The 13,332-nt window shown below is 48.5% G+C and carries 15 protein-coding genes; 3 read left to right on the top strand and 12 right to left on the bottom strand.

All coding sequences use genetic code 11. From position 1 onward, the window contains the following. Positions 1 to 100 precede the first annotated feature (100 nt). From R3289_RS06870 to R3289_RS06860, 3 genes are all read left to right on the top strand, one after another. Entirely contained in the window at positions 101 to 787 is a 687-nt protein-coding gene (locus tag R3289_RS06870) for a TIGR01621 family pseudouridine synthase (protein ID WP_318924763.1), read from the top strand. A gap of 120 nt (positions 788 to 907) precedes the next feature. After that, entirely contained in the window at positions 908 to 1,114 is a 207-nt protein-coding gene (locus R3289_RS06865; RefSeq protein ID WP_318924762.1) for a hypothetical protein, read from the top strand. Between the two features lie 54 nt (positions 1,115 to 1,168). Next, a complete protein-coding gene (locus R3289_RS06860; protein ID WP_318924761.1) occupies positions 1,169 to 2,107 on the top strand; it encodes a class I SAM-dependent methyltransferase in 939 nt (312 codons plus the stop codon). 88 nt (positions 2,108 to 2,195) lie between these two features. On the opposite strand, the gene gspS2 is transcribed toward R3289_RS06860, so the two are convergent. The 12 genes from gspS2 to R3289_RS06800 all read right to left on the bottom strand — a co-directional run bounded on the left by gspS2 (position 2,196) and on the right by R3289_RS06800 (position 13,323). Beyond that, on the bottom strand, positions 2,196 to 2,582 hold the full coding sequence (gspS2, locus tag R3289_RS06855; protein WP_318924760.1) for a type II secretion system pilot lipoprotein GspS-beta: 387 nt from the start codon (positions 2,580 to 2,582) through the stop codon (positions 2,196 to 2,198). 1 nt (position 2,583) lies between these two features. Further along, a complete protein-coding gene (locus R3289_RS06850) occupies positions 2,584 to 2,883 on the bottom strand; it encodes a YciI family protein (protein WP_318924759.1) in 300 nt (99 codons plus the stop codon). 109 nt (positions 2,884 to 2,992) lie between these two features. Continuing rightward, positions 2,993 to 3,391 carry an acyl-CoA thioester hydrolase YciA gene (gene yciA / locus R3289_RS06845; RefSeq protein ID WP_318924757.1) on the bottom strand — a complete coding sequence of 133 codons (399 nt, stop codon included), beginning with the start codon at positions 3,389 to 3,391 and terminating at the stop codon, positions 2,993 to 2,995. 21 nt (positions 3,392 to 3,412) lie between these two features. Then, positions 3,413 to 3,952 (bottom strand): septation protein A, encoded by a 540-nt coding sequence (locus R3289_RS06840; protein WP_318924756.1) that lies wholly within the window; start codon positions 3,950 to 3,952, stop codon positions 3,413 to 3,415. Between the two features lie 126 nt (positions 3,953 to 4,078). Next, entirely contained in the window at positions 4,079 to 5,332 is a 1,254-nt protein-coding gene (locus R3289_RS06835; RefSeq protein WP_318924755.1) for a dicarboxylate/amino acid:cation symporter, read from the bottom strand. A 325-nt stretch (positions 5,333 to 5,657) separates the two neighbouring features. After that, complete coding sequence (trpA, locus tag R3289_RS06830) at positions 5,658 to 6,467, bottom strand: tryptophan synthase subunit alpha (protein WP_318924754.1); 810 nt, start codon at positions 6,465 to 6,467, stop codon at positions 5,658 to 5,660. Beyond that, positions 6,467 to 7,657 (bottom strand): tryptophan synthase subunit beta, encoded by a 1,191-nt coding sequence (gene trpB / locus R3289_RS06825; RefSeq protein ID WP_318924752.1) that lies wholly within the window; start codon positions 7,655 to 7,657, stop codon positions 6,467 to 6,469. Before trpB ends, trpA begins: the two co-directional genes overlap by 1 nt. Positions 7,658 to 7,672: 15 nt before the next feature. Next, entirely contained in the window at positions 7,673 to 9,043 is a 1,371-nt protein-coding gene (gene trpCF / locus R3289_RS06820) for a bifunctional indole-3-glycerol-phosphate synthase TrpC/phosphoribosylanthranilate isomerase TrpF (RefSeq protein ID WP_318924751.1), read from the bottom strand. A 2-nt stretch (positions 9,044 to 9,045) separates the two neighbouring features. Next, positions 9,046 to 10,056: an anthranilate phosphoribosyltransferase gene (gene trpD, locus R3289_RS06815; RefSeq protein WP_318924750.1), complete on the bottom strand. Its 1,011-nt coding sequence runs from the start codon at positions 10,054 to 10,056 to the stop codon at positions 9,046 to 9,048. Between the two features lie 18 nt (positions 10,057 to 10,074). Further along, a complete protein-coding gene (locus R3289_RS06810; RefSeq protein WP_318924749.1) occupies positions 10,075 to 10,692 on the bottom strand; it encodes an aminodeoxychorismate/anthranilate synthase component II in 618 nt (205 codons plus the stop codon). A gap of 10 nt (positions 10,693 to 10,702) precedes the next feature. Then, complete coding sequence (locus tag R3289_RS06805) at positions 10,703 to 12,313, bottom strand: anthranilate synthase component 1 (protein ID WP_318924748.1); 1,611 nt, start codon at positions 12,311 to 12,313, stop codon at positions 10,703 to 10,705. After that, positions 12,310 to 13,323, bottom strand: a complete 1,014-nt coding sequence (locus R3289_RS06800; RefSeq protein WP_318924747.1) for a bifunctional 3-deoxy-7-phosphoheptulonate synthase/chorismate mutase — start codon at positions 13,321 to 13,323, stop codon at positions 12,310 to 12,312. Before R3289_RS06800 ends, R3289_RS06805 begins: the two co-directional genes overlap by 4 nt. Positions 13,324 to 13,332 lie beyond the last annotated feature (9 nt).

Below are 13,332 nucleotides of genomic sequence, written 5' to 3'. Positions count from 1 at the left end.
AGGATAAATAAAGCCGCTCCATTGAGCGGCTTTTGTGTTTAATCGCAAACGGTATATACTCCGCATCTTGACGTTCTGTCTTATTTACTGGTATCTGGCTATGTTTACTCTGGTTTATCAACATTCTGACTTTCTGGTTATCAATAAACATCACGGAGTGAGTGTACATAAAGACGATAATGATCAGCCCCTGCTTGCAGAAGTGGCGAAACAGACAGGCGATGAAAAACTATATCTGATCCACCGGTTAGATAAGATGACATCAGGCTTGCTGCTACTAGGTCGCAACCGTAAAGCCGCTGCAGAGCTGTCAGCTAACTTTGCTAACCGAGATGTCGAAAAGTTTTATGTGGCAATCGGAACAAAAAAACCGAAGAAAAAGCAAGGCGTCGTGGTCGGTGATATGACTCGCTCTCGCAGAAGCAGTTGGAAACTCGAATCGAGTAAGGAGAACCCAGCGATTACCCAGTTCTTTTCCACCGCCGCAGGAAACGGTCGCCGTTTGTTCTTATGCAAACCGCATACAGGTAAAACCCATCAGATCCGAGTGGCATTGAGAAGTGTAGGCTCTGGCATCACCGGTGATGAGATTTATGGTTGTGAAGCTGCAGACCGCGGATATTTACATGCTTTTGCCTTATCGTTTCCTTATCAAGGTCAGAAACAGCAATTTCTCTGTCCGCCTGAAGCTGGCATGCTATGGCAAACTGAGGAGGTGAAACAAGCGCTCACTGAATGGCAGAGCCCATGGGAGCTGACTTGGCCTAATCTGTCGGTTAAGAAGTAAAGCCGTCGATGATAAAAAGCTTTTTATCACTAACTTGAGCGAAATTGAGCAATCGCAATTATATTTTTGATACAGATCACATATAATGCTGCCAAGGATTTACCTGGTCTGAGGAAAAAAATGCGCCTTACCCGCTCAGTATCGCTTCGCATGCGTCTTAAAAAGAAAAAAAACCAATCTCGTTTTTGGGACCAAGCATCAATCCGCCGCAATAGTCAAAAAATCAAAAACCGCATTAAACGTCAAAGACAAGTGCGCATTAGCGCTGAATATGTCGTCCTCGCGAATAATCGCCTTCCTGAGGAAGAGTTGAAATTAGTAGCCTGATCGCAAATTTAATGTATAGAATGTCGCTCTTATTTCAATAAACCCAGTAGAGTTATGGAAACCAGCGCGTTACTTACTTTAGAACAACATCTGATTGCGGAACTGGCTACACCACCTGTAGAAGTTCGCCGCCTATTTCATGGTCGTGGCCGTTGCTGGTCTGGCTTAGAGCAAGTCACTGTTGACTGGTTGCAAGGACAAATCCTGGTTTCCTTGTTTAAGGAGCCTTCCGAAGCCTTTTTGAGCGAATTGCACTCGCTGTTAATGTCACTGACGGAAACGGATGCGTGGCAGCAAAGCAATGCAACCTCATTGCTCTTACAGCACCGTGATCGCCCGGGTGTACCGACCGAAGTCTTATGGGGTGAAAGCTCTGAATACCAGAATGTTGTTGAGAATGGCCTGACTTTCAAGCTGGATCTTGGCCGCAACCAGAATAACGGTTTGTTCCTTGATATGCGCTATGGCCGGCAGTGGGTACAAGATAATGCAGCAGGTAAGCGCATCCTTAACCTGTTTGCTTATACCTGTGGTTTTTCTGTCGCCGCGATTGAGGGTGGGGCAGAGCATGTTGTTAATCTGGATATGTCAAAGTCGGCACTGGGGCGTGGTCGAGATAACCACCATCTTAATCGCCATGACTTGAAAAAAGTGAGCTTTTTAGGCCATGAGTTATTTAAGTCTTGGGGTAAAGTCAGAAAGTTCGGCCCTTATGATCTGATTGTGATTGATCCGCCATCCTTCCAGAAAGGTAGCTTTGCTTTAACCAAGGACTATCAAAAAATCTTACGTCGTTTGCCTGAATTGCTGACTGAAAATGGCACGGTTTTAGCCTGCGTGAATGATCCTTCTGTCTCCTCACAGTTTCTGATCGACGGAATGGCAACTGAAGCGCCAGACTTGGTTTTTCAGCAGCGTTTAGAGAACCCGCCTGAATTTAACGATATTGATCCTGAAGGCGGCTTAAAAGCATTGATTTTCACACGAGACTAAAATAGCTCCCTTCAGGGTATTGACGTAATGCTGAAGGGAGCGAGAAAGCTTGTTCTGTATAAAAGCAATTGTTTGATAAACCTAGTGATTACCGCGCAAGCTGATTACAGTAGTCGGTATATACCAGTTGCTCAACCATCTTACGCCCGCGCATATCCATTATCACGATATTATATCTGACGCCTTCATTGAACAGCGGAGTAATTTCTTCGCTGTTACAGTAATTGCTGGCGGCTGTTTTCGCAGCCTGTGATGGTGTGATTTTACTGCCGCCACCATAAAGAATGGTGATCTCTACCGTGTTATCGCGCGCTTGAGCCTTCATAACCTGATATTGGTCGACCTTGTTATAAGGGGCTTTATTGTTGATTGAGGCGGCTCGGCTTTCTGCAAGCGCACGAGCAGTGTCATCCTGGCTTGAGGCGCAGCCACCTAATATCAGAAGAGCGCCAAGTGCTATAATTTTTTTCAACATGCTATGGCAATACTTTTTTGAATGGTTTAACAATCACGTTCTGATAAACGCCAGCGTCGATATAGGGGTCGGCATCAGCCCAGCACTGTGCTTCTTCCAAAGAATTAAACTCGGCAATGACCGTTGAGCCTGTGAAGCCGGCTTCTCCCGGGGTTTCACTATCGATTGCAGGCATCGGGCCAGCAACAAGAAGGCGTCCTTCGGCTTGCAGATCCTGCAGGCGGGCAAGGTGTTTTTCACGCACACTCAAACGGCGCTCTAAACTGTTTTCAATATCTTGAGAAAAAATCACATACCACATTCGCTTGTTACTCCCTTCATATTCGGCGATTTGACTGCCCTATAGTACCCAATAAACAGATCCAGGTTCAGGATTTTTTGCTGGCTGAGACTACATTTTATTGAATTACTTAGGCTTTTTTAATTGGACGGGGTCTTCCTTCGCTGTTAATGGCAACGTAGTTAAAGGTTGCTTCACAGACCCTGTAACGTTCGCCAATCCCTTCATGGGCGACAGGCTTCACCCAGACTTCCAGCGCGACACTCATAGAGGTATTGCCAATACGCTTACATTCACCGTAGCAACATACGACATCGCCCACACTTACAGGGGCTTTAAACGCAATACTGTCAACAGAAACAGTAACGACGCGACCGCTTGATATTTCTTTGGCCAGGATTGCACCTGCAAGGTCAAGCTGGGACATGATCCAGCCACCAAAAATGTCGCCATTGGCGTTAGTATCTGCTGGCATTGCCAGGGTGCGGAGCAGCAGTTGTCCGCGTGGGATGCTATTTTCTGTGTTCATTATTGTTTTAGGACTCTACTACTATTCTGAATCGGTTTCTTTGGGCATATGGTGGTAAATATAACCGCCCGTGGCAAGGGTAAAAATCAAAGTTAAGGCTAATAAGCCAAAGACCTTAAAATTAACCCAGACAGCAAGAGGGTAATTGAACGCGATATAGATGTTAATGATCGCACAGACGACAAAGAAAACGGTCCAGGCGAGATTGATGCGCATCCATATCGCCTCGGCTAAGCTGATCTCTTTACCGAGCATGGTCTTTATCAGAGGTTTGCGTACCAGCTGGCTGAAGGCTAAACCGACAGCAAAAATGCCATAGATAATGGTGACCTTCCACTTAATGAAATCCGCATCATGCAGAAACAGAGTTAGCCCACCAAACAGGGTGACCATTACCAAAGTGATCAGCTGCATTTTTTCAACTTTTTTGTATAAGAACCAGGTCAGTGCAACCTGAATTGCCGTCGCAAGCATTAATGCACCTGTCGCGACAAAAATATCGTGGGTTTTATATAAGATAAAAAAGATGATCAAAGGGATAAAATCGAGCAGTTGTTTCATTAAATGGCAGCCTCTGTGTTTAATGTCTTATAAGTATACCGTTATACGATTGACATAACCAAAAAAGGCTGCAGATCTAAGCCTGCAGCCTTTCTATTTTCAGGGATAAGAACGGATGGATCTGTCTTATGCCTGCTGTGCTTCCGGACTCATTTCACTGGTTTCATCTTTAACCAGATTATCAACGATAACGGCACATGCAGCATCACCAGTGATGTTTAGTGCAGTACGGATCATGTCGAAAATACGGTCAAGAGCGAACAGCAACGGTAAACCTTCGATTGGAATACCGGCCGATAGCAATACTGCCACAACCAAGAATGATGGTCCCGGAACACCGGCCTGACCAACCGCACCCAGAGTTGAGGTAACGATAATCGCAATGTATGCACTCATGCCCAGATCAATATTGAACATTTGCGCAAAGAAGATAGCCACTAATCCGTAGTAGATTGCGTTGCCACTCATATTGATGGTCGCGCCCAGCGGCAGTACAAACGAGGCTGTTGAGTTTTTAACCCCCAGCTCTTCTTCACAGGTTTCCATGGTTACCGGCAGAGTCGCCATTGATGATGCGGTAGAAAGTGCAACTGCCTGTGGTTTTTTCATCGCCGCGAGGAATTTGATTGGTGATGTTTTGCTAAACACCTTAATCATTAACGGGTAGAAAACGAAGCCGTAGATCAGAATTGCCGCAACATATACCACGAATAGTTTGAATACCACCATCAGGGCGCTGAAACCGAAGGTACCCACAGCATCGGCCATCAGACCGAATACACCTAATGGGGCGATCTTCATGACAACGTTGATCATCCACACCATGGCATCGACAATCGCATTGACGCCATTGATCAGCGGGTCACGACGCTCTTTCTCCAGCTTGGATACAGCGATACCGAAGAACAGACAGAACACCAAAATTTGCAGAATGTTAGCTTCATTCAGGGACTGGAAAACGTTAGTTGGGATCATACCCAGAATGGTTGCCCAGAATGAAGGTAGGTCACCTTTTTCCGCATAAGCATTAGAGAAGATGCCTTCAACACCAGACAGATCAACACCGATGCCTGGCTCGAAGACTTCACCCATAAACAGCGCCAGTGCCACGGCGACTGCCGAAGTGAAACCAAAGAACCCTAAGGTTGTCAGGCCAATTTTACCTGCAGCATGGCTGTTACCAAGGCCTGCCGCTCCAGAAATGATAGCCACCGCAACAAGTGGGATAACCAGCATTTTAATCAAGTGAATGAAGATATTACCTAAAGGGGCAAAGATGCTGGCCGAAGGCCCCATCATCGCGCCTGCAATAGTACCTACAACCATTGCAATTACGACTTGTACGCCGATGTTGCCTAATAATCCTTTTTCTTTTAACACTTTCGATACCTCTGTCGTGTTTGTTAAGTCTGTGCCGAGTTAAGTACTGTTGTTGTTATAAATGTTAACTCAATATATTGCAGATGTGTTTTTACACGCAATTTTAGGCATTATCAATAATTATTTCCGATGTATTGTTTTGGTGGTATTTCTTTGGGATATGTGTGGGGTGTGATTGTTTCATTCATTCTTGATATGTTAGCTGTAAATATCGATATTACTGGCTTTTGCCTTCTCCTTGTCTGGTAATGGAGGAATTTCTGAATTGTTATTCCAAATAAAAAAGCCGCACGTATCGTGCGGCTTTTTTGGCCTTTCTTAATTATTAGTTAAGTCGGCAAGCGGCCTTCATGCTACTGATAAACTGGCTGAGCTGATCCAGCATTGCGGGGTGGTTCTGCAGATTATGCTCGATAATTTTAACGACTGCTGAACCTGAGATTGCCCCTGCCGCACCTGCTTCCAGCGCTTCTTTAACTTGTGCGGGTTCTGAAATACCGAAACCGAGCAGTGCTGGTGGCGCGTTAAATGCCTGTAAGCTTTCGAGCAGATGATTGATCGGCATGCCGGCCTTCGTTTCAGCCCCCGTTACTCCCGCGCGCGAAAGCAGGTAAGTATAGCCACTGCCAAATTCTGATACCGTTTTTAGTGTGGCTTCATCGGCATTAGGTGGCGCGATAAAAATCGGGTGAATACCGTGCTTTTCGGCGGCTTGACGAAACTCGGCAGATTCTTTCACCGGGACATCAGCAATGAGGACGGAATCGACTCCTGCAACGGCACATTTCTTGTAGAACGTATCAATACCATCGGTAAAAACCAGGTTAGCGTACATTAGCAGGCCAATCGGCAATTCAGGATACTTAGCACGGATCTGAGCAAGCAGATCAAAGCAAACTGTAGGTGTTGTGCCAGATTCCAGAGCGCGAATGGTGGCTCCTTGAATTGTCGGGCCATCAGCCAGCGGATCAGAGAATGGGATCCCCAGCTCCAGGGCGTCAGCGCCTGATTCGACAAGTGTATCAATGATGTTCATTGATTGTTCTGGTGTCGGATCGCCGATGGTGACAAAAGGAACAAATGCGCCTTCATTTTTTTCCGCCAGGCGGTTAAATAATAATTGATAACGATCCATTACAGCGCTCCCTTAGCATCCAGAATATCGTGTACAGTGAAAATGTCTTTGTCGCCTCGGCCAGAAAGGTTAACAACCAGTAGTTGTTCTTTCTCAGGCGCTTCTTTAATCATTTTTAACGCATAGGCCAAGGCGTGAGCAGATTCCAGTGCCGGAATAATACCTTCATTACGAGCCAGTGACTGGAAGGCCTCAAGCGCTTCATCATCAGTTACAGCGCCATATTCAGCACGGCCTGTCGCATTCAGGTGAGCATGCTGAGGACCGACCGATGGGAAATCAAGCCCAGCAGAGACCGAGTAAGATTCTTCTACCTGACCGTGCTCATCCTGCATCAGTGGTGCTTTCATGCCAAAGAAGATCCCCAGCTTACCGTGCTTAAGCGGCGCACCGTGCATATTGGTGTCCAGACCTTTACCTGCTGGCTCAACACCAATCAGGCCAACCTCGGTGTCATCAATGAAATCAGCAAACATACCGATAGCATTTGAGCCGCCACCGACACAAGCAATCACGGCATCAGGCAGGCGTCCTTCTTTTGCTAAGATTTGCGCTTTGGTTTCTTCGCCAATAATGCGCTGGAATTCACGGACAATCGTCGGAAACGGATGGGGACCTGCTGCAGTGCCTAACAGGTAGTGGGCTTTCTCATAACTGCCAGACCAGTCACGCATGGCTTCATTGCAGGCATCTTTAAGTGTTGCAGAGCCAGAGTGGACCGGGATCACTTCAGCGCCCATCAGTTTCATTCGAAATACGTTCGGGCTCTGACGTTCCATGTCTTTGGCACCCATGTAAACACGGCATTTCAGGTTAAGCAGAGCACAAGCCAGTGCCGTCGCCACTCCATGCTGACCGGCCCCGGTTTCGGCGATAATTTCTGTTTTACCCATCCGCTTTGCCAGCAGGGCCTGACCCAGCACCTGATTGGTTTTGTGCGCGCCGCCGTGCAACAGATCTTCACGTTTCAGGTACAGCTTGGTTTTGGTACCTTTGGTCAGGTTCTGGCACAGGGTTAATGCGGTGGGACGGCCGGCATAATCTTTCAGTAAGCCCATAAACTCTTCCTGAAAAGCCGGATCTTGTTGCGCTTCTATAAAAGCGGCTTCGAGTTGATCTAACGCCGGAACCAGGATCTGTGGTACGTACTGGCCGCCAAACTCGCCGAAATAGGCATCTAATTTGCTCATAATTGTCTGTTATCCTTAATACTTTCTGATTGCTGCAAATGCCGCGTTCAATTTTTTCCGATCTTTTTTACCTGGTGCACTTTCAACGCCAGAGTTTAAATCAAGTCCTTTGCAACCCAGCTTCGCTGCGTCACTGACATTTTCCGGAGTCAAACCACCAGCCAGCATGATGTTCTCTTTATCGGTATCACTGAGCAGGTTCCAGTCGAAAGTCTTCCCCGTCCCCCCAGATTGCTGTCCGATTTTACTGTCAAGCAGGTGTCTATCAACTTGCCACTGCGAAAATTCAGGTATGACATCAGTCACGCCATGGGCTTTCCAGATCTCGCAGTCGGCAGGTAGCTGGGCTTTCAACCCTTGTACATACTCCGGGGTTTCATCGCCGTGTAGCTGCACAGCAGACAATGACAGGTATTCAGCCGCTTTTTTCACCGCATCCGGATCGGCGTTACGGAACACACCGACATATTTCAATGGCGCGCCACTCATGATCATACGCGCCTGCTCGATATCGACCTGACGTGGCGAGGATGATACAAAAATCAGGCCGCCATATACGGCGCCACTTTGATAGGCTGCAGAGGCGTCATCGGCATGGGTCAGGCCGCAGACTTTGTTTTCGCCAAACAACACCCGGTGAATTGCTAATTCAAGGTTTTTCTCTGCCATCAGTGAGCTGCCGATCAGGAAGCCGTTGGCATAGGCGGACAGTTCGCGTACCTGCTGGTTGTTATAAATACCCGACTCAGAAATGACAATCGTCTCTTGCGGCAGGCGAGGAGCCAGCACTTTGGTGCGGTTGAGATCAATACTTAAGTCGCGCAGGTTGCGGTTGTTGATACCCACAACCCTGGCCTGCAGTGCGATGGCGCGTTCCAGCTCTTGCTCGTTGCTGACCTCGGTCAAAATACCCAGGTTGAGTTTTTCAGCTACGGCGGCCAGTTCACGGTATTTATCATCATCCAGAACCGACAGCATCAGCAGGATGGCATCGGCCTGATAATGGCGCGCCAGATACACCTGATAGGTATCGATCATAAAGTCTTTGCACAGCACCGGTTGTTTTACCTGACGCCGAACCAGTGGCAGGAAATCAAAATTGCCCTGGAAGTATTTCTCGTCAGTCAATACTGAGATCGCATTGGCATGGCCGTTATAAACCTGCGCAATGTAATCGAGGTCGAAGTCATCACGGATCAGCCCTTTTGATGGCGACGCCTTTTTACACTCAAGAATGAAGACTGCCGTATCCGTTGACAGTGCGTCATAAAAGCTGCGATCGCTCGGCTTCAATTGTTCGATAAAGCTGTCTAATGGTTGTTGCTTTTGGCGTTCGTTAACCCAAATACGTTTATCAGCAACAATTTTCGCTAGTACTGTTTCCATGATTAACCTCGTGCTGCCAGTTTTTCAACCAGTTCATATGCTTTGCCAGATTGCATGGCATCAATCGCTTTTTGGGTGTTGGCTTTTAAATCCTCCTGGCCAAACAGACGCAGCAACAGTGCAACATTCACGGCGACGGCACCTTGCTGGGCGTCAGTCCCTTTACCGGTCAGGATATTGGTGATAATGGCGCAGTTTTCTTCCGGATCGCCACCTTTAATGGCTTCCAGAGGGTACGTTTCAAGGCCAAAATCAGCGGGTGTTAAGGTGTATTCTTTGATTTCGCCATTAATGATTTCGGCAACATGGGTTTCACCGTGAATAGCCACCTCGTCCAGCCCCGAACCGTGAACCACTGCCGCACGTTTCATGCCCATGGCTGCCATGGTTTCGGCGATAGGACGAACCAATGCCTCGTCATAGACACCCATCAGTTCAATCTTAGGGCGTGCCGGGTTGATCAACGGGCCAAGCACGTTAAAGATAGTCCGGGTTTTCAGTGTCTGGCGAACGGGCATCGCATGGCGGACGCCGCCGTGATATTGCGGCGCAAACAGAAAGCATACGCCCAGCTCATCCAACGCGCTGCGGGCATTCTCAGGGCTCATCGCCAGGTTGATACCGAATTTATCCAGCAGATCCGAGGAGCCGGATTTACTTGATACTCCACGGTTACCGTGTTTAGCGACTTTAACGCCGCAGGCTGCCGCAACGAAAGCCGCGGTGGTCGAAATATTGATGGTGTTAGCACCATCGCCGCCGGTACCAACAATGTCGGCAAAATCATAGTCAGGGCTTGGGAACGGATTGGCGTTTGCCAGCAATGCACGTGCTGCGCCTGCTATCTCTGCCGGTGTTTCCCCTTTAATTTTCAGCGCCGTCAATACCGCGGAAAGTAATATAGGGTCAACGTCACCTTTAATAATCGCATCAAACAGCGTCTGACTTTGATCCTGAGTCAGTGCTTGTTGCTGGTATAATTTATTTGCAATGGTGTAGATTGCTGCATCCATGATCTGTTTTCCTTTATCTTATTTGTTGCTGGTGCCCGCGCTTGTCTCTGCTGTTGACGTCACCCAGTCCAGTGTGTTGGTGAGTAGTTGTGCGCCTTGAGTGGTGAGAATTGATTCGGGGTGGAACTGGAAGCCACAAACGCGATCGGCATCATTGGTAACCGCCATCACCAGGCCATTCACATCGGCAATATTTTCCAGGCTTTCCGGTACACGGGTAGCGACTAAGGAATGGTAACGGGCAATGGAGAGCGGATTGGGTAAATCACCGAATACCGGGTGATGGTTATGGGTCATCATCGCCGCTTTGCCGTGAACGATATCACCGGCCCCTTCGACCTTACCGCCGTATGCTTCAACAATGGCCTGATGGCCGAGGCAGATACCAATGATTGGCACTTTTCCTTTAACGCGCTGTATCAGCGCTGGCATACAACCGGCATCGGCCGGTGCGCCCGGACCTGGCGACAGTACCAATACCGGATTGTCTTTTTCACCCAGCGCACGTTCCATCTGGATAACACTCAGGCTGTTACGGTAAATAGTGACCGGATAACCCAGCGAGCGGAATTGATCGACCAGGTTATAGGTAAAGGAGTCAAAGTTATCCAGCAGGACGATATGTGCTTGTGTCATTTCCGGCTCCTTATTTATTCGATTTATGGTGGGATTGGCAGTACTGAGCCTGAAGCGGTGCACTGTGCGCCTTGCGAATGGCGGTGATTACCGCTTGCGCCTTGCTACGGGTTTCATCGGCTTCGGCTTGCGGTATAGAGTCGTACACCACACCGGCTCCTGCCTGAACACTGGCGATCCCCTTTTCAACATAAGCAGAGCGGATAACGATACAGGTATCCATGTCACCGTGACCGGTCAAATAGCCCACCGCGCCGCCATAACTGCCGCGGCGACGCTGCTCGACATTGCGGATTAGTTGCATTGCGCGGATTTTGGGCGCGCCGGTCAGGGTTCCCATGTTCATGCATGCCTGATAGGCGTGCAGGGCATCTAAATCGTCGCGCAACTGGCCAACCACACGCGATACCAGGTGCATGACATGACTGTAGCGGTCAACTTTCAATAAATCAGCGACGTAACGACTACCCGGCGTACTGATACGTGCCACATCATTACGGGCCAGATCGACCAGCATCATGTGTTCGGCGTTTTCTTTTGTATCGCTGCGCAGTTCAAGCTCGATACGGCCATCTAAGTCGAGGTTGATTGAGCCGTCTGGATTTGTGCCGCGATGGCGGGTACCTGCAATCGGGTAAATTTCGACCTGATTGCTCTGGGTGCAGTATTTAAGTGCACTTTCCGGCGATGCGCCAAACAGGGTAAATTCAGCATCTTGCAGGAAGAACATGTATGGACTCGGGTTGCCGATTTTCAGCTCTTTATAAGCGATCAGAGGTGAAGGGCAAGGCAGGCGAAACTGACGTGAAGGTACGACCTGAAATACATCGCCGGCGATGACATATTGCTTTAACTTTTTGACCGTCTGGCAAAACTCGTTGTCACTGATGCTGACTTCCGGTTCGCAACTTTCCAGTAGCTCAGCCGCCGGAAGCGGTTTAGGCTCCAGACAGGCTTCTTTGATGTGCTGCAGACGACGGCTTAGCTCGAAATAGCTGGCGGCATAGTCATCACCACCAAACAAGGTTGCCTGCAATTTACCTTTACGACGCTGGTGGTCGATAACCAGCAGTGTTTCAGCAATATAGAACAGGTAATCAGGGCAGTTGTTATCCTGCTCAACGTCCGGTAGCGGTTCGAAACCGGCGACTAAATCGTAGGCAAATAAACCACCGAGGAACAGCGCTTCTTGCGGATGCCCTGAGGTATTGAATGCATGCTGGATCATACGCAATGCATCAAATGATGATGTCTGGCGCAGGCGGCTGTCTTCGTCGACGGCACGTTCAGCCGTTGCGAAATTCATGACTAAGCAGCGGCTTTCACGCTCTGTGCTAATGCCGTCAGAAATAGCGGTTTCTATGGTTTGCAGTACGCTCAGACCATTGTCGGTTAATGCCTCTAACCGGACTTCAGTACCGCGGCACACAATGCGTACCGCCGCATCAATCAGCATCAGGCTTTTTAAATCTTGTTTGGAATCGACTTCTGCTGATTCCAATAACAGGTTATGCGAGCGGTTGCCACAAACGGAGTAATAAAGTTCCGTCGGGTCCGCTACATAGGGTACATCAAGGCTGAGCACTTCTAGCTCGCCGACACCTACTGGGGTCGTATTCACAGCGTTCTCCCTGCCGCTTCTACAAACGGTTTTAGTTCTTGCATTAACTGTTCGAACATTGGACCTGTCAGTGCCTGGTGGCCATCGGATAACGCTTCACACGGGTTAAGGTGTGATTCGACAATAATACCATCAGCACCTACAGCCGCCGCCGCGCGCGATAGTGGAATAACCAGTTCACGCACCCCCGTTCCATGGCTGGGATCAACCACAACCGGAAGGTGGGTATGTTGCTTCAGATAAGCGACGGCGTTCAGATCCAGCGTATTGCGTGTTGCTGTTTCATAGGTGCGAATACCGCGCTCGCACAGAATAATATTCGGATTTCCTGCGTCGTAAATGTATTCTGCGGCCAGCAGCAACTCTTCGATAGTGGCTGAAAGTCCGCGTTTGAGCAAGACCGGTTTTTTACTTTCGCCTACTGCTTTTAATAGTGCGTAGTTTTGCATATTGCGGGCACCAATCTGTAAGCAGTCGACATATTCACACATCGAATCAACCTGACTCACTTCCATAACCTCTGATACCGTAGGCATGCCTAACTGATGATTGGCTTTTTGCAGTAATTTCAAACCCTCGATGCCAAGCCCCTGAAAATCATAAGGGCTGGTCCGTGGCTTATAAGCCCCGCCACGCAGAGCAACCGCACCGTGTTTCTTTACAACTTCAGCGACAGCCATCAGCTGCTCTTCAGATTCGACAGAGCATGGGCCCGCAATCACCGCAAACTTATTGCCGCCGACTGCGGCGTCGCCGAAGCGCACCACCGTATCGTGCGCTTGTACTTCGCGGCTGACCATTTTGTATTTAGTTAAAATAGGTTTAACGGTTTCAACACAAGGATAAGCATCAAGCTGAAGCTTTTGCAGTATCCGTTCATCGCCTAAAGCGCCCAGAACAATGCGTTCTACACCCGGCATATAAAGGGGTTTCAGGCCAGATGTTTGGATTCGGTTCAGAATTTCTTTTGCTTGTTCTTCTGTTGCATGTGGCTTTAGTACGATAATCATCATGTAATC

The sequence above is a fragment of the Photobacterium sp. genome, from assembly GCF_033720175.1.
Lineage (GTDB): Bacteria > Pseudomonadota > Gammaproteobacteria > Enterobacterales > Vibrionaceae > Photobacterium.
The sequence above is the reverse complement of the archived record's forward strand: the minus strand, read 5'-3'. Positions and strand labels throughout refer to the sequence as shown.